17 protein-coding genes and 1 other RNA gene are annotated in these 17218 nt (G+C 72.1%); 13 read left to right on the top strand and 5 right to left on the bottom strand.

Annotation, left to right across the window (positions count from 1 at the left end):
• The first annotated feature begins 107 nt into the window (after positions 1–107).
• Positions 108–554, top strand: a complete 447-nt coding sequence (locus ABZ342_RS05990; RefSeq protein ID WP_155547901.1) for a nitroreductase family deazaflavin-dependent oxidoreductase — start codon at positions 108–110, stop codon at positions 552–554.
• Here ABZ342_RS05990 and ABZ342_RS05995 read toward each other — a convergent pair.
• The 4 genes from ABZ342_RS05995 to ABZ342_RS06010 form a co-directional block, all read right to left on the bottom strand.
• Positions 544–744, bottom strand: a complete 201-nt coding sequence (locus ABZ342_RS05995) for a hypothetical protein (RefSeq protein ID WP_155547900.1) — start codon at positions 742–744, stop codon at positions 544–546. The two genes, ABZ342_RS05990 and ABZ342_RS05995, sit on opposite strands and share 11 nt — an antisense overlap.
• 9 nt (positions 745–753) lie before the next feature.
• Positions 754–1419, bottom strand: coding sequence for a response regulator transcription factor (locus tag ABZ342_RS06000; RefSeq protein ID WP_155547899.1), 666 nt, complete (start codon positions 1417–1419; stop codon positions 754–756).
• A complete protein-coding gene (locus ABZ342_RS06005; RefSeq protein WP_360469190.1) occupies positions 1416–2576 on the bottom strand; it encodes a histidine kinase in 1161 nt (386 codons plus the stop codon). The genes ABZ342_RS06000 and ABZ342_RS06005 overlap by 4 nt, the downstream gene beginning before the upstream one ends.
• A 213-nt stretch (positions 2577–2789) precedes the next feature.
• Entirely contained in the window at positions 2790–3419 is a 630-nt protein-coding gene (locus ABZ342_RS06010) for a hypothetical protein (protein WP_360469193.1), read from the bottom strand.
• 175 nt (positions 3420–3594) lie between these two features.
• On the opposite strand from ABZ342_RS06010, the gene ABZ342_RS06015 reads away from it, so the two are divergent.
• From ABZ342_RS06015 to ffs, 11 genes are all read left to right on the top strand, one after another.
• Positions 3595–4344 carry a response regulator transcription factor gene (locus ABZ342_RS06015; protein ID WP_043776006.1) on the top strand — a complete coding sequence of 250 codons (750 nt, stop codon included), beginning with the start codon at positions 3595–3597 and terminating at the stop codon, positions 4342–4344.
• Positions 4322–5833, top strand: a complete 1512-nt coding sequence (locus ABZ342_RS06020; RefSeq protein ID WP_360469196.1) for a HAMP domain-containing sensor histidine kinase — start codon at positions 4322–4324, stop codon at positions 5831–5833. The genes ABZ342_RS06015 and ABZ342_RS06020 overlap by 23 nt, the downstream gene beginning before the upstream one ends.
• Positions 5834–5919: 86 nt before the next feature.
• Positions 5920–7782 (top strand): glycosyltransferase family 39 protein, encoded by a 1863-nt coding sequence (locus ABZ342_RS06025; RefSeq protein ID WP_360469199.1) that lies wholly within the window; start codon positions 5920–5922, stop codon positions 7780–7782.
• A 594-nt stretch (positions 7783–8376) separates the two neighbouring features.
• A complete protein-coding gene (locus tag ABZ342_RS06030; protein WP_155549345.1) occupies positions 8377–9345 on the top strand; it encodes an ABC transporter substrate-binding protein in 969 nt (322 codons plus the stop codon).
• Positions 9342–10280 (top strand): ABC transporter permease, encoded by a 939-nt coding sequence (locus tag ABZ342_RS06035; RefSeq protein ID WP_360469201.1) that lies wholly within the window; start codon positions 9342–9344, stop codon positions 10278–10280. The genes ABZ342_RS06030 and ABZ342_RS06035 overlap by 4 nt, the downstream gene beginning before the upstream one ends.
• Positions 10277–11065: an ABC transporter ATP-binding protein gene (locus ABZ342_RS06040; protein ID WP_360469204.1), complete on the top strand. Its 789-nt coding sequence runs from the start codon at positions 10277–10279 to the stop codon at positions 11063–11065. The genes ABZ342_RS06035 and ABZ342_RS06040 overlap by 4 nt, the downstream gene beginning before the upstream one ends.
• A 25-nt stretch (positions 11066–11090) precedes the next feature.
• Positions 11091–13751 carry a nitrate- and nitrite sensing domain-containing protein gene (locus tag ABZ342_RS06045; protein ID WP_360469207.1) on the top strand — a complete coding sequence of 887 codons (2661 nt, stop codon included), beginning with the start codon at positions 11091–11093 and terminating at the stop codon, positions 13749–13751.
• Positions 13748–14182, top strand: a complete 435-nt coding sequence (locus ABZ342_RS06050; protein ID WP_155547892.1) for a roadblock/LC7 domain-containing protein — start codon at positions 13748–13750, stop codon at positions 14180–14182. Before ABZ342_RS06045 ends, ABZ342_RS06050 begins: the two co-directional genes overlap by 4 nt.
• Positions 14182–14535 (top strand): DUF742 domain-containing protein, encoded by a 354-nt coding sequence (locus ABZ342_RS06055; protein ID WP_155549344.1) that lies wholly within the window; start codon positions 14182–14184, stop codon positions 14533–14535. Before ABZ342_RS06050 ends, ABZ342_RS06055 begins: the two co-directional genes overlap by 1 nt.
• A complete protein-coding gene (locus ABZ342_RS06060) occupies positions 14513–15112 on the top strand; it encodes an ATP/GTP-binding protein (RefSeq protein WP_155547891.1) in 600 nt (199 codons plus the stop codon). The genes ABZ342_RS06055 and ABZ342_RS06060 overlap by 23 nt, the downstream gene beginning before the upstream one ends.
• 21 nt (positions 15113–15133) lie before the next feature.
• Positions 15134–15228, top strand: an RNA gene (gene ffs, locus ABZ342_RS06065) — signal recognition particle sRNA small type.
• 104 nt (positions 15229–15332) lie between these two features.
• On the opposite strand, the gene ABZ342_RS06070 is transcribed toward ffs, so the two are convergent.
• Positions 15333–16208, bottom strand: coding sequence for a fused MFS/spermidine synthase (locus ABZ342_RS06070; RefSeq protein WP_360469211.1), 876 nt, complete (start codon positions 16206–16208; stop codon positions 15333–15335).
• A gap of 55 nt (positions 16209–16263) precedes the next feature.
• Here ABZ342_RS06070 and ABZ342_RS06075 point away from each other — a divergent pair.
• The coding region (locus tag ABZ342_RS06075; protein WP_360469214.1) for an ALF repeat-containing protein at positions 16264–17218 on the top strand (955 nt) is incomplete at its 3' end.

A 17218-nucleotide genomic window follows, 5' to 3' on the forward strand; every position in this document is an offset into this window, starting at 1 on the left:
CGAGAGCGGCGCACAAAATAGAGAGCAGTGCTCTTGACAGGTGCAGTGCTCGGGTGTTCACTGCTCTTAACCGAGAGCACTGCTCTCCCAAACCTCCGGAGGACACCATGACTGCCGCCCGCTACATCGAGCCGAAGAAGTCGACCAACACCTTCAACGAGCTGGTCGCGAGGCTGACCCGGATGGGCTTCAGCGTCTGGGGCAGCCGGGTGCTGACGGTGGTCGGCCGCAAGAGCGGGGAGCCGCGGTCGGTGCCGGTCAACCTGCTGACCGTCGACGGCGTCCGCTACCTCGTCGCCCCGCGTGGCGAGACGCAGTGGGTGCGCAACCTGCGTTTCGCCGGCGAAGGCACGCTTCGCGTCGGGAAGCGCGTCGAGGGGTTCACGTTCCGCGAGCTGGCCGACGACGAGAAGCCGGGCATCCTCCGCGCCTACCTGAAGCGCTGGAAGTTCGAGGTCGGCGTGTTCTTCGACGGTGTCGACGCCAAGGCGTCGGACGAGAAGCTGCGCGAGATCGCGCCCGGCTACCCGATCTTCGAGATCTTCACGAAGTAGGTTTGCGCCGCTTGGTCAGGTTCGCGGCCATCAGCACGACGCCGACCAGGAACGCGACGAGCCCGATCAGGAACCACAGCTTCTGCCCGGTCATGAAGCTGCCGGTGATCACGCCGATGCCCTGCAGCACCCAGACGGCGCCGACCAGCACGAGCACGACCCCGACCGCGAAGGTGATCCAGCGCCTCATGCGGCCAGTCTAGGCAGGACGGTCGCCCGGGACGAGTTCGTGCCGGTAGGCGTACACGACGGCGTGCACGCGGTCGGGCAGGCCGAGCTTGCTCAGCACGCGCGACACGTGCGTCTTGACCGTCTCCTCGCCGACGTGCAGCTGCCGCGCGATCTCGGCGTTGCTGCAGGCGTTGGCGATGAGCAGCAGGACCTCGCGTTCGCGGGAGGTGAGCCGGGCCAGCTCGGGCGGTTCGGCGGCCGCCGGTTCGAGCACCGACGCGAACTTCGCGACCAGCCGCCGCGTCACCGACGGGTCGATCAGCGCGTCGCCGCGCGCGGCCACCCGGATCGCCGCGACCAGCTCTTCCGGCGCCAGGCTCTTCAGCAGGAACCCGCTCGCTCCGGCGCGCAGCGCGCGGTAGACGTACTCGTCGGCATCGTAGGTCGTGAGCACGAGGACGCGGGTGTCGTTGCCCGGCGCGGCGAGGATCGCCTCGGTCGCGGCGAGGCCGTCGAGGCGGGGCATCCGGACGTCGAGGACCGCGACATCGGGGCGCAGGCGCGCGGTCTCGGCGACGGCTTCGCGGCCGTCGGACGCTTCGCCGACGCAGGTGAAGTCGGGCTGGGTGTCGAGCAGCGCGCGCATCCCCGAGCGGAACATCGCGTGGTCGTCGGCCAGCAGGACACGGATCATGTGCTCTCCACCGGGAAGGTCGTGCGCAGCTGCCAGTGCTCGCCGGTCTCGCCGTAGGAGACCTGGCCGCCGAACAGGGTGACGCGCTGGCGGATCCCCGCCAGGCCGCGGTGCGCGTGCCCGTTCTCGGTGAGGCGGTCCGCGCGGAGTCCGTTGGTCACGGTGAGCACGACCTCGGTGCGGCCGTGGTTGAGTTCGACTTCGACCGGGCCTTCGCCGTGGCGCAGCGCGTTGGTCAGGGCTTCCTGGGCGATGCGGTAGAGGGCGACGTCGAGCGACCCGGGGAGCTCTCGGGGTTCGCCGCGCAGGGTCAGCCGGGTCGGCAGGCCGGCCGCGCGGACGGTCTCGACCAGCTCGTCGAGGTTGTCCAGGCCGGGCTGCTCGGCGTGGGTTTCGGCGTGCAGGAGGTCGAGCAGCCGGCGCAGGTCGGCCATCGCCGAGCGGCTGGCGGACTCGACCGCGCCGAGCGACTTGCGCACGGTCTCGGCGCCGTCCGGGAGGCCGAGGCGGGCGGCGCCGGCGTGCACGCCGATGGCGCTGACGTGGTGGGAGATGACGTCGTGGAGGTCGCGCGCGATGGTCGTGCGCTCCTCGAGGACGGCTCGCTTCACGGCCTCTTCTTCGTGCTGCCGCCGTTCGTCGGTCTCGCGCTCGAGATCGGCGATGTAGGCGCGCCGGGCGGTCGTGTACCGGCCGACCAGCCACGGGAGGAGGCCGCTGACGCTCACGCTGATGGCGGTCAGCCGCCAGTCGGCCGCGGTGCGGCCACCGCCTTCGATGCACCCGGCGACGACACCGGCGAGCAGGGCGAGCAGCGCGAGGACGGCGGGTTTCGGGCGCAGCCAGGCGCCGGCCCGGTAGCCGGCGATCAGGATGCCGGCGTTGTTCCCGACGACGTACCCCTGGCAGGTGCAGAGAAGAAGCGGCGAGCCGGCGAAGAGGAGGGCGTGCGCGAGGGCGACCCAGCCGGAGTACCGGGCCGGGCCGGCGAGGGCGGCGTTGACGGCGACCCCGCCGAGCAGGACGACCCACGCCCGCCAGTCGGCGCCGCTCCCGCCGAGCGGGCCGCGAAGGCCGAAGAGGGCGGCGTCGCAGACGACACAGACCAGCGCGACCAGCAGCGACTGGCGCCGCAGGGATCCGCTGATGTCGTGCACACCCGCAACTCTGCCCTAGTCGGCGGGAGCGGTGGGCGGGAACGCCCCGATGCGGCGGGAGGGGGCCGCGGCACCGGGACGCTCCCTGACAGGAGGGTCAGTGGCCGGGTGGGGCCGGCCCGGCGAGGACACCCCGGCTCGTGACCCGCTCGCGTGGCCCGGACGTCATGACGACTCGTTCATGACGTTCCACCCGCTCGCGTGGCCCGGGCCTCAGGTCGTCGGGCGGGCCGAGTAGTCGCCGCCCCGGCGCTGGCCGCCGCCCGGACGCTGGCCCTGGAGTGCCTGGCCCAGTGAGGTCGCCGTGGCCGTCTGGCCGTCCACCTTGGCCACCACCGTCACGTTCTGGTCTCCCTGCTTCACGTCGCCGGTCTTCTGGGTCGATCCGTCGAGCGTGTACGTCTGCTTGTAGCCGTCCTTGCTCGTCAGGGTCACCGAGGTCGCGCTCAGCTCCGTCACATCGCCCGTCTGGAGACGCTCGGTCGTGTAGCCGCCGTTGCCGTTCGACACCACGAAGTCGCCGTGGAGCGCCTCGCGCAGGGCCGCCATTCCGCCGCCGAACCCGTTGCCGAAGCCGCCTCCCGGGCCGCCCTGGCCGGGGAACTGGCCGGCTCCTCGGCCGCCGAAGCCGCCCGGGCCCTGCTGGGCCGCGTTGTCCGCGCTGCTGGTGCCCGCCCAGATGGCCGCGCCGCCGCCGGCCGCGATCACCACCGCGATGCCGGCCGCGATCGCCGTCTTCTTGCCGGACCAGCCCTTCTTGGGCGCGGCCGGGGCCGGGTCGCCCCAGTTGGCGGGGGCCGGTGCACCCTGCGGTGGCGTGTTCGGCGTCGGCTCGGTCGTCATCGTGTCCTCCGGTCGTACCCACACTGGTCCAGGCCAGCCTCACCGCCGAGGCTGTGTTTGAGCTGTGCGAGGCGTCAGCACGCGCTGTGGCTCCCTTACCCGGACGAAGGACTCTCACAGGAAACGCACAGCGCGAGCACAGTGAGCGCTGATGAGCCGTCGGGAAGATGGCACTATGACCGCTATGAACGCCACGTCACCCGGCCCCGGCAAGGCCGACCTGCGCCGCGCCGACGGGAGCCCGGTGCGGGTCCTCGTCGTCGACGACGAGGCGACGCTGGCCGAGCTCGTGTCGATGGCCCTGCGCATGGAGGGCTGGGAGGTGCGCAGCGCGGGCGACGGCACGGAAGCCGTCCGGATCGCGCGCGACTTCCGGCCCGACGCCGTCGTGCTCGACGTCATGCTCCCCGACTTCAGCGGCCTCGAAGTGCTGCGCCGCATGCGTTCCGAGGCGCCGCACCTGCCGGTGCTCTTCCTGACGGCGAAGGACGCGGTCGAGGACCGCATCGCCGGGCTCACCGCCGGCGGCGACGACTACGTCACCAAGCCCTTCAGCCTCGAAGAGGTCGCGCTGCGCCTGCGCGCGCTGCTGCGCCGGGCCGGCGGGGTGACCGGCGCGAGCGGGTCGACGCTCGTCGTCGGCGACCTCACCCTCGACGAGGACAGCCGCGAGGTGCACCGCGGCGGTGACCTCGTTCCGTTGACCGCGACCGAGTTCGAGCTGCTGCGCTACCTCATGCGCAACCCCAAGCGCGTGCTGTCGAAGGCCCAGATCCTGGATCGCGTGTGGAGCTACGACTTCGGCGGTCAGGCCAACATCGTCGAGCTCTACATCTCCTACCTGCGCAAGAAGATCGACGCCGACCGCGAGCCGATGATCCACACCATGCGGGGCGCCGGGTATGTCCTCAAGCCAGCGGGCTGAGCGGCGGCGGTTCCGGGCGCAGCGGCCGTGGTCGTTGCGGCGGCGGCTGATCGTCCAGCTGGCCGCGCTGCTCGCGCTCGTCTGCCTCGTCGTCGGCGTGGTGACGGAGTTCGCGCTGAGCGAGTTCCTCGTCGGCCAGCAGGACAAGCGGCTCGCCGCGGCGAGCGACCGCGCGTTCCGCGGCGCGGAACGGCCGCCGTGGCAGTACCCCGACGCCGCGCCGCCGCCGGACCCGCTCCGGGCGCTGGGCCAGGGCGACGGCACGCTCGCCGTGGTCCAGAAGGGCCGGTTCGCCCAGGGCAGCGTGCTCGACTCCAGCGTCGGCGTGCCGTCGAAGCGCAAGCCGCCGTTCCGCGGCCTCCCGGAGAGCCAGGTGCTGGCGCTGCTGGCGGTGCCGACCGACGGGAAGCAGCACAGCGTCGACCTCGGCGGCAACCTCGGTGAGTACCGCGTGGTTTCGACCGTGGCGCCCAGCGGCGAGAAGACGGTCATCGGCCTGCCCCTCAAAGACGTGAACGAGACGCTCTGGCAGCTCGGGTTCATCCTCGGCGGCGTCGCGCTCGCCGGGATCCTGGTGGCCGGGGCGGTCGGCGCGGCGACGATCCGGCGCACCATGAAACCCCTCGACCGGTTGGCCGCGACCGCGACCCGCGTCTCCGAGCTGCCGCTGGACCGCGGCGAGGTCGCGCTGTCGGAACGGGTCCCGGAGGCCGACACCGACCCGAACACCGAGGTCGGCAAGGTCGGCTCGGCGCTGAACCGGATGCTCCAGCACGTCGCGAACGCGCTGACCGCGCGGCACGCGAGCGAGAACCGCGTCCGCCAGTTCGTCGCGGACGCGAGCCACGAGCTGCGCACGCCGCTGGCGGCGATCCGCGGGTACGCCGAGCTGACCCGCCGCGGCGGCGAGCAGGTGCCGCCGGACGTCGCGTTCGCGATGAGCCGCGTCGAGTCCGAGTCGCGCCGGATGACGACGCTGGTGGAGGATCTGCTGCTGCTCGCGCGCCTCGACTCCGGCCGTCCGGTGGTGCCCGAGTGGGTGGACCTGTGCCGGCTGGTGGCCGACGCGGTCGCGGACGCGCACGTCGCGGGCCCGGGTCACAAGTGGCTGATGGAGGTGCCCGGCGAGCCGATCGGCGTCCTCGGCGACGCCGGCCAGCTGCACCAGGTGGTGATCAACGTCCTGGCCAACGCGCGCACGCACACCCCGGCGGGCACGACGGTGACGACGACACTGTCCACATCGGACGGAGTGGTCCGGCTCGGCGTGGTGGACGACGGCCCGGGCATCCCGCCGGACATCCTCCCGGACGTGTTCGAGCGTTTCGCCCGTGGCGACAACTCGCGCTCACGGGCGGCGGGGAGCACCGGGCTGGGGCTGGCGATCGTGGCCGCGGTGGTCGGGGCGCACGGCGGCCGGGTCAGGGTGCAGAGCCGTCCGGGACGGACGGAGTTCGAGATGACCTTCGCGGAAGCGCCCGCTCCCTAGGCCGGTCACCCGAACGGGCCGGATGCACAGCGCGCGCACAGCTTCGGCACAAGTTCACCACATGCGGCGACGACACGGTCGGGACCATGACGACCACGCTGTCGGCGCCCGAGCACGCCCAGCCCGCTCCCGAAGCCGCCCGGAAACCGCGGTGGATCAGACCGTCCGTGACCGCTCTGCTGGTCGGTACCGGCCTGCTCTACCTCTGGGACCTGGCGAAGACCGGCTGGGCCAACGACTTCTACGCGATGGCCGCCCAGGCCGGCACGTGGAGCTGGAAGGCGCTGTTCTTCGGCTCGCTCGACCCGGGCAACGTCGTCACCGTCGACAAGCCGCCGTTCTCGCTGTGGGTCATGGGGTTGTCCGGGCGGCTCTTCGGCTTCTCGAGCTGGAGCCTGCTCGTGCCGAACGCGCTCGCCGGCGTCGCCTCGGTCGGCCTGCTCTACCTCGCCGTGCGACGGCTGTCCGGCCCGGGCGCCGGCCTGCTCGCCGGAGCCGGGCTCGCGCTGACGCCGGTCGCCGCGCTCATGTTCCGGTACGACAACCCCGATGCCTTCCTCGTGCTGCTGCTCGTCGCCGGCGCCTACTGCGTCGTGCGCGCGCTGGAACACGCCGGCACGAAGTGGCTGCTGCTCGCCGGGGTCGCCGTCGGGTTCGGCTTCCTCGACAAGATGCTGCAGGCCTTCCTCGTCCTGCCCGCGTTCGTGCTGGCGTACGCCGTCGCGGCGCCGACGTCGCTCGGCCGCCGGATCGGCCAGCTCTTCGCCGCGGCCGGGGCGGTGCTCGTCTCCGCGGGCTGGTGGATCGTGGTCGTCGCGCTCTGGCCGGTGGCGGACCGGCCCTACATCAGCGGCTCGACCGACAACACCGTGCTGGAGCTGGCGTTCGGCTACAACGGCCTCGGCCGGATCTTCGGTGAGGGCCGGGGCGGCAGCGGGGCGCCGCCGGGTGGGGCCGGGGGTGGTTTCGGCGGCGGCTTCGGCGGCGAAACCGGCCTGACGCGGTTGTTCGGCGGCGAGTTCGGCGGGGAAGCGTCGTGGCTGCTGCCCGCCGCGGTTCTCGGCCTGGTCGCCGGGCTGTGGTTCACCCGCCGCGCGCCCCGCACCGACCGGACTCGCGCGGCACTGCTGCTGTGGGGCGGCTGGCTGGTCGTCACGACGCTCGTGTTCAGCTACATGAGCGGCATCATCCACCCGTACTACACGGTCGCGCTGGCCCCAGGGATCGCGGCCACGCTGGGGATCTCCGCGCGCGAGCTGTGGCGCGGCCGGTCGAACTTCGCGGCCCGCACGGTGCTGGCCGTGCTGCTCGCGGTCACCGCGGTCTGGGGCTTCGTGCTTCTCGCGCGTACGCCGGACTGGCAGCCGTGGATCCGCTACGCGCTGCTCGTGCTCGGCGCGGCCGGGGTGCTGGCGCTGCTCTTCGGCGCCGACCGGGTCCGGCGCTTCGGCCCGGTCGTGGCCGCGCTCGGCCTCTGTGGCGCGCTGCTCGGGACCGCGTCGTTCACCCTGGCCACGGCGGCGACCGCGCACTCCGGCGGCACGCCGTCGTCCGGACCGGCGGTCGCGAGTGGACGCGGGTTCGGCGCGCGGGGCGGCTTCGGCGAAGGCCGGACCGACACCGCGGTGATCGACCTGCTGAAGAACACCACGACGAAGTGGGCCGCGGCGCAGAGCGGTGCGATGCAGTCGGCCGGGCTGGCGCTGGCGAGCGGACGGCCGGTGCTCGCGATCGGCGGCTTCAGCGGCAGCGACCCCGCGCCGACGCTCGCGCGGTTCCAGGAGTACGTCGCCGCCGGCGACATCCGCTACTTCGTCGCCGGCGGTCGCGGCGGCTTCGGTGGCGGCCGCGGCACCTCGGGTGAGATCCAGGCCTGGGTCGAGCAGAACTTCACGCCGGAGACCGTCGGCGGCACGACGATTTACGACCTCACGAAATCTGTCGCGTGATCGAAATTCGTCCGATTGTTTCAGGCGTGTTAACAGTCGAGGAATCATTCCCGGATCCCGGCTTCGTGCGATATCGGCGAGGGCGCACACCTGTTCGATTCCCGCCTCGGTGAACGACACAATCCGAACGATTGTTCGCCGGAGCCGGGTAGCGCTCGGTGATGATCAAGGCGCGCGGTAACGACTAGGGACTACAGCCCGTGCGGCTGCACGGCCGCCCGGCCGCGATCTTGGCCGGGCGGCCGACAGAAAGCCGGTCGGCAGGGGTCGTCGAAAGCGTCGATGACGCTGGTTGGCCCCGGCGCGGATCACTCGTTCGGCCGCATCCTCCGGGCATTGTGGTGATCTTGTGCCACTCGCTAGGCTGCCCGCCGGGTGAGGGACAAGGGGTAGCCGATCCGGTGCGCTGAGGGGCCGGATATCACTGAGTGTGGGTGATCCTTGTCCGCTTTCTCTCATCCGCGACCCGATCAGGTGCGTCTGGAAGAGGACAGCGATGACTGTGCGCTTTCGACGCCGCAACACTCCACTTTCCCCGCCTTTTGGAGTTTCGCTGTGACTTCCCGCCCCCGTCTGCTGACGGTGCTCCTGACCTTGCTGACCCTCGCCGGGGTCACCGCGCTTTCCGGCTGCGGTGACAGCTCCGCCACCGGCTCCGGCGACAAGATCACGCTCGGGTTCAGCGCCTGGCCGGGCTGGTTCCCCTGGCAGGTGGCGCAGGAGCAGGGCCTGTTCGCCAAGAACGGCGTGAACGTCGACCTGAAGTACTTCGACAACTACACCGACAGCATCAACGCGCTCTCCAGCGGGGCCATCGACGCGAACAGCCAGACCCTCAACGACACGCTCTCCTCGGCTTCCGGCGGCGCGAAGCTGTCGATCGTGCTGGTGAACGACAACTCCACCGGCAACGACAAGATCATCGCGCGGGACGGGATCAACGCCATCGCCGACCTGAAGGGCAAGAAGGTCGCGGTCGAGCAGGGGACGGTCGACCACTACCTGCTGCTGCTCGCGCTGCAGGAGGCGAAGCTGACGGAAAAGGACATCGAGCTGGTCAACCTGCCGACCGACGCCGCCGCGGCCGCGTTCGTCGGCGGCCAGGTCGACGCGGTGGGCGCGTTCGCGCCGTTCACCTCGAAGGCCCTCGAGCGCCCGGGCAGCCGCGCGATCTCGACGTCGACGGAGTTCCCCGGTGCCATCCCGGACCACCTCGTCACGTCGCAGAAGCTCGTCAAGGAGCACCCGAAGGACGTCCAGGCACTGGTCAACACGTGGTTCGAGACCCTGACCTGGATCAAGAACAACAAGGACGCGGCCGTCGGGATCATGGCCAAGCGCGGCGGTGTGTCAGATGCGGACTACCGGTCCTACGACGCCGGCACCACGATCTTCACGCGCCAGCAGAACCTCGACGCGTTCACCCCGGGCGTCACCGCGCAGCACCTCGACTTCCAGGCGAACAAGATCGTCGACTTCATCGTCGGCACCGGGCTCGCCCAGCAGCGGCCGTCGCTGGACGGGTTGTTCGACGACCAGTTCGTGAAGGCCGCGCCGCAGTGACGGGTCCGACCCAGCGCACCACCCCGGCGGTCACGGCCGACGAGCGGGCCGCCGAGGCGTCGGAAGCCGAGCAGCGGCTCGCCGAAGCGCAGGAGTCCGGCCGGGGCCGCCCGGCCTGGGCGCCGCTGCCGCGCCGGGCCGCGCCGAAGGCCACCTCGGCGCTGCTTTCCCTGCGCACGCCCCTTTCCGCGTCGGCGCGCTGGAAGCTGGCGGTGCTGTCGTTCGCGATCCCGTTCCTCGCGTGGGTCCTGCTGAGCGTCAGCGGGGTCGTCAACCCGACGTTCCTGCCGTCCCCGGTCGCGGTGGTCCGGGCCGGCGTCGACATGGCGAGCACCGGTGAGCTCTTCGACGACCTCTGGGCGACGACCCAGCGGGTGCTCGAAGGCTTCGGCCTCGCCATTCTGGTGTCGGTGCCGCTCGGCATCCTGATGGGCGGCTTCAGCGCGGGGCAGGCGTTCTTCGAGCCGCTGATCGGGCTGCTGCGCTACCTGCCGGCGAGCGCATTCATCCCGCTGTTGATCATCTGGCTCGGCCTCGGCGAGCCGTCGAAGATCGCCATCCTCTTCATCGGGACGGTCTTCTTCAACACGTTGATGACCGCCGACGTCGTCCGCGGCGTCCCGGGCGCGCTCCTCGACGTCTCCTACACCCTCGGCGCGCGCCGGGGTGAGGTGCTGCGCAAGGTCGTCGTGCCGCACTCGCTGCCCGGCGTGATCGACGCGATCCGCGTCAACGCCGCCGCGGCGTGGAACTTCGTGGTCGTCGCCGAGCTGATCAACTCGTCGGCGGGCCTCGGCTACCGGATCGTCCGGGCGCAGCGGTTCCTGCAGACCGACAAGATCTTCGCGGTGCTGGTGGTCATCGGCGTCGCGGGGCTCCTCATCGACGTCCTGCTGCGCCTGCTGCGCACGCGGGTCGGGAAGTGGGCGGCATGACGCTGGAGCTGCGGAACGTCGCGAAGGACTACACCGTGCGCGGCAAGGTGACCCGCGCGCTCGACGGCGTCGACCTCGAGGTGCGGCGCGGCGAGTTCGTCTGCGTCGTCGGCGCGAGCGGGTCGGGCAAGTCGACGCTGCTGTCGCTGGTCGCCGGGCTCAGCCGGCCGACCGAGGGCGAGATCGTGCTCGACGGCGTCCCGGTGACCGGCCCCGGCCCGGACCGCGGGCTCGTCTTCCAGGCCGGCGCGCTGTACCCGTGGCGCAGCGTCGAAAAGAACGTCGCGTTCGGACTCGAGCTGCTCGCGGTCGACGCGGGCGAGCGCGCCAAGCGCGTGGACTGGTACCTCGCCGAGACGGGGCTCCACTCCGTGCGCAAGTCGTTGCCGAAGCAGCTTTCCGGCGGCCAGAAGCAGCGCGTCGCGATCGCGCGGGCGCTCGCCTGCGAACCGGACGTGCTGCTGCTGGACGAACCCTTCGGCGCCTTGGACGTCCAGACCAAAGAGGACATGCAGGTGCTCATCCGCCAGATCTGGGCCGACACGGGCACCACGGTGCTGATGGTCACCCACGACGTCGAGGAAGCGGTCTTCCTGGGCGGCCGGGTGGTGGTGCTCGCCTCCGACCCGGGCCGGATCGCCGCCGACGTCGAGGTGACGCTGCCCGCCGAGCGGGACCTGGCGGTGAAGCGCGAACCGCGGTTCCTCGCGCTGCGCGCCCGGATCGAGGACCTCGTCCGGGAGCAGCACCGCGGCCACGTCGGCCGGGTGGCCGCGGACGGGTGAGAACGGAAGACGGAGAGGTGCGGGAATGAGGCACGGCAAGGCGACCGCGGACCGGGCCGGCGGCGGCGGGGCGATCCTGTCCCGGCTCGGCATTCGCGGCAAGCTGAACCTGCTGCTCCTGCCCCCGCTGGTCGCGGTGGTGCTGGTGTCGGTGCCGTTCGTGCTGACGCAGGCGAACAGCGCCGTGGCCGCGACGCAGTCGGCGACGGTGGCGCGGCACGCCCAGCAGCTCGGCGGCCTGGTCTGGCAGCTGCAGCGCGAACGGCTGCTGACCGGCGCGTACGTCGCGACGCCGTCGATGCCCGCCGACCAGATGCTGCAGCAGCAGAAGACGGTGAGCGCGGCGGTCGAGGACGTCCGGTCGTCGCTCGGCGCCGACGCGCCCGACGAGCTTTCCGCGGCGCTGACCCGGATCGGTTCGCTCGACGAGCTGCGGCAGAACGCGCAGCGCCGCGGCGTCGCGCTCGACAGCGTCGCGCGCACCTACCACGCGGTCATCGGCGCGGTAATCGATTCACTGCGGCTGGTCCCGCAGCTCACCAGTGACGCCGAGGGCACGCGGGAGCTGACCGCGCTGGAGGCGTTGCTGCGCGCGAACGAGGAGAACTCGTTGCGCGGCATGGCGTTGATCGTGACAGCGGTGTCGCCCGACGCCGGCCGGTCCATCCTGGACGACGCGACCCAGCAGGCGCCGATCTTCACCGACCGGTTCGTCCAGCAGGCCGACGACGAGACCGACCGCGACCAGTCCGCGCTGGTCGTCAACGTCGAGCAGAGCGACGCGGGCCGCCGGATCGACGAGCTCGCGGCCCAGATCGGCAACCCGCGGGACGCGGCCGCGACCAGCCGGTACGTCACCGACGTCCTCACCGCGTCGGAAAGCCAAGCGGGACAGCGGAAGCTGGTCCAGGAGCGGGTCACCGGCGAGATCGCCGACGCGGCGAACGACCGGGCGGCCGCCGGCACGCGGCTGGCGTGGCTGGTCGGCGTCGGCGCGGGCCTGCTGTTCCTGCTGGTCGCGTTCCTGGCCGTCTCGGTGTCCCGCTCGATCGCCCGGCCGCTGCGGCGGCTCACCACCGCGGCGACCTCGGTCGCCGACCTCGCCGGCACCGAGCTCGTCCGCGTCACCGACACCGAGGAGGCCGAGGAGCAGGTCCCGCGGCTGGCCACGATCGACGTCGTCTCGGACGACGAGCTCGGCGAGCTGGCGGCCGCCTTCAACCGGGTCCAGACCACCGCGGCCGAGCTGGTCGAGCGGCAGGCGCTCACCCGGCGCAACACCAGCCTGATGTTCGCGAACGTCGCCAAGCGCACGCAGAACCTCGTCGGCCGCCAGCTCGCGCTGATCGACGAGGTCGAGCGCAACGAGCAGGACACCCGGCTGCTGGCCAGCCTCTACCGGCTCGACCACCTCTCCACCCGCCTGCGCCGCAACGCCGACAACCTGCTCGTCGTGTCCGGCACCCGCGACGAGACGCGCATCGCCGGCCCGATCGAGCTGTCCACGGCGCTGCGCTCCGCGCTCGCCGAGATCGAGGACTACCAGCGCGTCAAGCTCGGGGTCGTCGCGGAGATCCTGCTGTCGTCGTCCTTCGGCGCCGACCTGGTGCTCGTGTTCGCCGAGCTGCTGGAGAACGCGACGTCGTTCTCGCCCCCGGGTTCGATGGTCGAGGTCGACACGATGCTCCTCACCGACGGCTCCTGCCTGGTGAGCATCGTCGACCACGGCATCGGCATGACCGCGCAGAAGGTCGCCGAGGAGAACCGGCGGCTCGTGGAGCGCGAACGGCTCGAGCTGGCGCCGACCAGCGTGCTCGGCCTGTTCGTGGTCGGCCGCCTGGCGCGGCGCCACGACCTGGGCGTCGAGCTGCTCGCGACGCCGACCACCGGTGGCGTGACCGCGCGGCTGACGATCCCGCCGTCGCTGTTCAGCCACCGCGTGAACGTCCGCGTGAAACCCGCGCCGGCGATCCCGGCCCAGGCCGTGCCCGAGGCGCGTCCCGCGGAAGCCGTCGCGGTGGCGGCCACTGTGTCCACTTCGGACTTGCCGCGTCCGGTCGAGCTGCCCGCGCCGGCGATCCCGGCGCTCCTCGGTTCCCGCAACGGCTTCCTCTGGTTCGACCAGCGGGAACCGGTGTGGCCGGACGCCGAACCGGACGTCCCGGCCGAGCGCGAGCCGGAGAGCCGGGCCGGGCTCAAGCGGCGCGTGCGCGGCGCCCAGCTGCCGAGCCCGGGCACCACCGCGCCGGTTTCGCCCGAGCCGCGGCACGACCCGGAGGCGACCAAGGCCGCGATGGACGGGTTCCAGGACGCCTTCGCCCGGGCCGCCGGAGGGACGGAAGCGCCACCTCTCCGGGAAACCGCCGCCTCGGAAGTGTCGCTTTTCCGCGAAAGCGACAGCTTCGGGCAGACACCGGTCGCCGAGGCCCCGGCGGCCCGGGACGGCCTGGTCCGCCGCGTCCCCGGCGCCCAGCTCGCCCCCGGCCTGCGTCCGCCGACCGTCACGGGCAGGCCGGCCCCGAGAGCCGCCGCGAACCGCGGCCGGCGGGACCCGGCGGCCGAGCGGGCGGCGTTCGACTCGTTCGCCGCCGGCCTGGCCAATGCGGACGTGGTGACGGCGGACAGCCCGCCATGGGGCGTGGCCGCCGGTCGTGTGATGGAACGAGGAGAAGAGAGCAGGAAATGAGCATCCCCGCAGCCGGCGTCAGCGTCGAGGCCCAGAACTTCAACTGGCTGGTGAGCCGCTTCGCGCAGCACACCGCGGGCGCGATCGCCGCCATCGCGGTCTCGGCCGACGGCCTGCTGATCGCGGTGTCCTCGGAGCTCGAGCGATCCAACGCCGACCGCCTCGCCGCGATCTCCTCCGCCATGCTCGGTCTCGCCCACGGCGTCTCCGAAAGCCACCCGCTCGGCTCGCCCGACAAGGTGATCATCGAGCTGGAGCACGGGTACCTGCTGGTCTGCACCATCAGCATCGGCTGCTCGCTGGGCGTGCTGGCCAACAAGCAGGCCGGCCTGGGCACGATCGCCTACGAGATGGCCATGTTCGCCAACCGCGCCACCGAAGTCCTGACGCCGGGCCTGATCGAGGAGCTCAAGAACACCGTAGGTTCGTGATGACCGAGGAACCGGACACCTCGTTGCTGCGGCCGTACCTGATGACCTCGGGGCGCGCCCAGCCGGTCGACCAGAGCCTCGAGATCGAGGCGCAGGTCATGACGTCCCGCCTGGGGGCGGCTTCACACCCGAAGCTCACGTTCGAACGGCAGGAGATCGTCTCCCTCTGCCGGAGCACCGTTTCGGTCGCCGAGGTGGCCGCCGTGCTCGGCCTGCACATCGGCGTCGCCCGGGTGCTGGTGGCCGACCTCGCCGAGCAGGGCTACGTCGTCGTCCGCCGGCCGGCGAACACCAACTCGCACGACCTCGGCATGATCGAAAGGGTCATTCGTGGACTCGAAGCCATTCACTGAACCGGCGGCCCGCCCGCCGGCCCCGGTCAAGATCGTCATCGCGGGCGGCTTCGGCGTGGGCAAGACGACGGCCGTGTCGTCCATCTCGGAGATCAAGCCGCTGACCACGGAGGCCGCGATCACGTCGGTGGCGGCCGCGGTGGACCGCACCGGCCACGTCCCGCGCAAGACCACCACGACGGTGGCGCTGGACTTCGGCTGCATCACCATCGACGACGAGGTGAAGCTGTACCTGTTCGGCACGCCCGGCCAGGACCGCTTCGGCTTCATGTGGCAGGACCTGGTCCACGGCGCACTGGGCGCGCTGGTGATCGTGGACACCCGCCGCATGGACGACTGCTACCCGGCGGTCGACTACTTCGAGAACGCGGGCCTGCCGTTCGTGGTGGCGGTGAACATGTTCGACGGGTCACTGGGCCACAACCTCGACGACGTGCGGTGGGCCTTGGCGGTCAGCGAGGACGTCCCGCTGATCACGTTCGACGCGCGGCAGAAGCTTTCGGTGCGGGACGCGCTGCTGGCGGTCCTGCACAACACGTTCAAGAAGGCCCGTGCGCAGGCTGGTGCGGGGGCTTGAGCCAGGCCCGCTACACTGATCCACGGACCCCGCGCGGCGTCCACCCTGTGAACCTCCCCAGGGCCGGAAGGCAGCAAGGATAAGCAGGCTCTGACGGGTGCGCGGGGTCCCCTTCGTCTCTGCTTCGGGCTTCGCCCTTCGCTCGACTCCGTCGTTGTTCCCGGGGGCCGAGCCCCCGGACCCCCACGGTGCCTCGCTCGCGGCTTTGCCGGTCTGCCGCTCAGAACAGGCCCAGGATGTCGGCTGGGGGTTCGGGTGATGCCGGGCGGTTTTCGTCCGTGATGGGGGTTGCTCTCCCTGCCAGCTTGCGTAGCTCTGCGCCCTCCACGCACCTCGTCGGGAATGCTGCCGAGGCCGTTCGGCGGGCGATTTCCGCCGTCGGTAGCGGTGAGGCCGAGGCCGTGAACACCAGGTTGCCGAAGCGGCGGCCCTTCAGCACCGCCGGGTCCGCCAGTAGCAGGACCTCGGGGAACACCTCGCGCAGCGTCGCCAGGAAGCGGCGGGCGAACGGGAGCCCCGCGCCGTCCGTGATGTTGGCCAGGTAGATGCCCGGGGGCCGCAGGATCGCCGCGATCGAGCGCGTCGCCTCCAGGGTCGCCAGGCCGCCGGCCAGGGTCGCGCGCTCGAACGCGTCGACCACCAGCAGGTCCGCCGTGTCCTCGCGTCTCGTCGTGAGGCCTTCGCGGCCGTCCGTCACCCGGACGCGCAGGCCCGGCACCCGCAGCCCCAGCTGGGCGCGGACCAGCTCGACCAGCTCGCCGTCGGCGTCGAACACCAGCTGCCGCGACCCCGGGCGCGACGCCGCCACGTACCGCGGCAGCGTGCACGCCGCCCCGCCGATGTGCAACGCCTCCAGCGGGCCCGGCGGCAGCTGGTCCACGACGTCGGCGAACCGCCGGATGTAGTCGAACTCCAGGTCGGCCGGGTCGTCGAGGTCGACGTGCGACTGGGCGACCCCGTCCACCGACACCAGCCAGGCGTTGGCCCGGTCGGCGTCGCGGAGGAGCTCCGCCGTCCCGAACCGGACCGGGTACCGCCCGGCCACCGGGCCGGGCTTTCGCGTGCGACTCACGAAATCCGAGGCTATCGGAAACATTCCGACCGCCCCGGCGATAAGGGAGCGGAACGATCATCGATCGAGGGGGTTTTCCTTGCGTGCGAACGCAGTAATCGTCGCCGCGGCTCTCGCCGCCGGTGTCTTCGCGACGCCGGCGGCCGCGGACGTCCTGCCCGACCGGGCCCAGGCCGTGGGGTACCTGGAAACCGGTGGCCCCGGCGTCGCCAGAGCCGCCGAAGCGGCCTTGCTCGGCACTCCGGCCGACCTGCAGGACTTCCTGGCGACGGGCCGCCAGCGGGCCCGTGACGACGACGACCGGGTCCTGGTCACCCAGGCACTCACGACCGGCGGCCCGGTCACCAAGCGCGCCGCCCAGCAGGCGCTCGACGGCACCATCGAGGACGTCCGCGCCTTCTTGGCCACCGGCCAGGCCCAGGCCCGGGTCGCCGACGACCGGATCGCGGTCGGGCAGGCGATGAGCACCGGCGGCCCGGTCGTCAACGCCCGGGCCCAGAAGGCGCTCGACGGCACTCCCGCCGACGTGCGGGCGTTCCTCGAGACCGGCTTGCAGCAGGCCAGGGACACCGACGAGCGGATCACGGCGAACCAGGCGCTGGCCGCCGGCGGTCCGGAAGTTCAGGCCGCCGCGCAGACGGCGCTCGACGGCACCCCGGACGACGTCCGGTACTTCCTTTCCCGCTGGCGGCAGGTCGCCGCGGACGGGGACGCCGAGGTCGCCGCGGTCCAGGCCCAGCTCGACGGGGCCAAGGTGGCGGCGGCCAACCACCGCCCGCTCGTGGTGAGGCTCGCCGCGGAGCGGGCCACGCAGATCGCCGCCGACGCCCGGAAGGCGAACACCGACCGGCTCGCCGCGCAGCAGGCCGCCGCCCAGCACGACGCCCAGGTCGCGGCCGGCGCGGCCGCCGGCGCCGCGCAGCAGGCCCGTGACGCCGCCGCCCGCGCGGCGCAGGTCGGCGGCGGGGGCGCGTTCGGCTTCGGGGGCGGGACGAACACCAGCATCTCGGTGACCGTCGCGAAGGACACCGACC

Source organism: Amycolatopsis sp. NPDC005961, assembly GCF_040629235.1.
Taxonomy (GTDB): Bacteria; Actinomycetota; Actinomycetes; order Mycobacteriales; family Pseudonocardiaceae; genus Amycolatopsis; species Amycolatopsis camponoti.

Coding starts and splice junctions, on each gene's coding strand:
- ABZ342_RS05990 (WP_155547901.1), top strand. CDS start 108: ATGACTGCCGCCCGCTACATCGAGCCGAAGAAGTCGACCAACACCTTC.
- ABZ342_RS05995 (WP_155547900.1), bottom strand. CDS start 744: ATGAGGCGCTGGATCACCTTCGCGGTCGGGGTCGTGCTCGTGCTGGTC.
- ABZ342_RS06000 (WP_155547899.1), bottom strand. CDS start 1,419: ATGATCCGTGTCCTGCTGGCCGACGACCACGCGATGTTCCGCTCGGGG.
- ABZ342_RS06010 (WP_360469193.1), bottom strand. CDS start 3,419: ATGACGACCGAGCCGACGCCGAACACGCCACCGCAGGGTGCACCGGCC.
- ABZ342_RS06015 (WP_043776006.1), top strand. CDS start 3,595: ATGACCGCTATGAACGCCACGTCACCCGGCCCCGGCAAGGCCGACCTG.
- ABZ342_RS06020 (WP_360469196.1), top strand. CDS start 4,322: ATGTCCTCAAGCCAGCGGGCTGAGCGGCGGCGGTTCCGGGCGCAGCGG.
- ABZ342_RS06025 (WP_360469199.1), top strand. CDS start 5,920: ATGACGACCACGCTGTCGGCGCCCGAGCACGCCCAGCCCGCTCCCGAA.
- ABZ342_RS06040 (WP_360469204.1), top strand. CDS start 10,277: ATGACGCTGGAGCTGCGGAACGTCGCGAAGGACTACACCGTGCGCGGC.
- ABZ342_RS06045 (WP_360469207.1), top strand. CDS start 11,091: ATGAGGCACGGCAAGGCGACCGCGGACCGGGCCGGCGGCGGCGGGGCG.
- ABZ342_RS06050 (WP_155547892.1), top strand. CDS start 13,748: ATGAGCATCCCCGCAGCCGGCGTCAGCGTCGAGGCCCAGAACTTCAAC.
- ABZ342_RS06055 (WP_155549344.1), top strand. CDS start 14,182: ATGACCGAGGAACCGGACACCTCGTTGCTGCGGCCGTACCTGATGACC.
- ABZ342_RS06070 (WP_360469211.1), bottom strand. CDS start 16,208: ATGTTTCCGATAGCCTCGGATTTCGTGAGTCGCACGCGAAAGCCCGGC.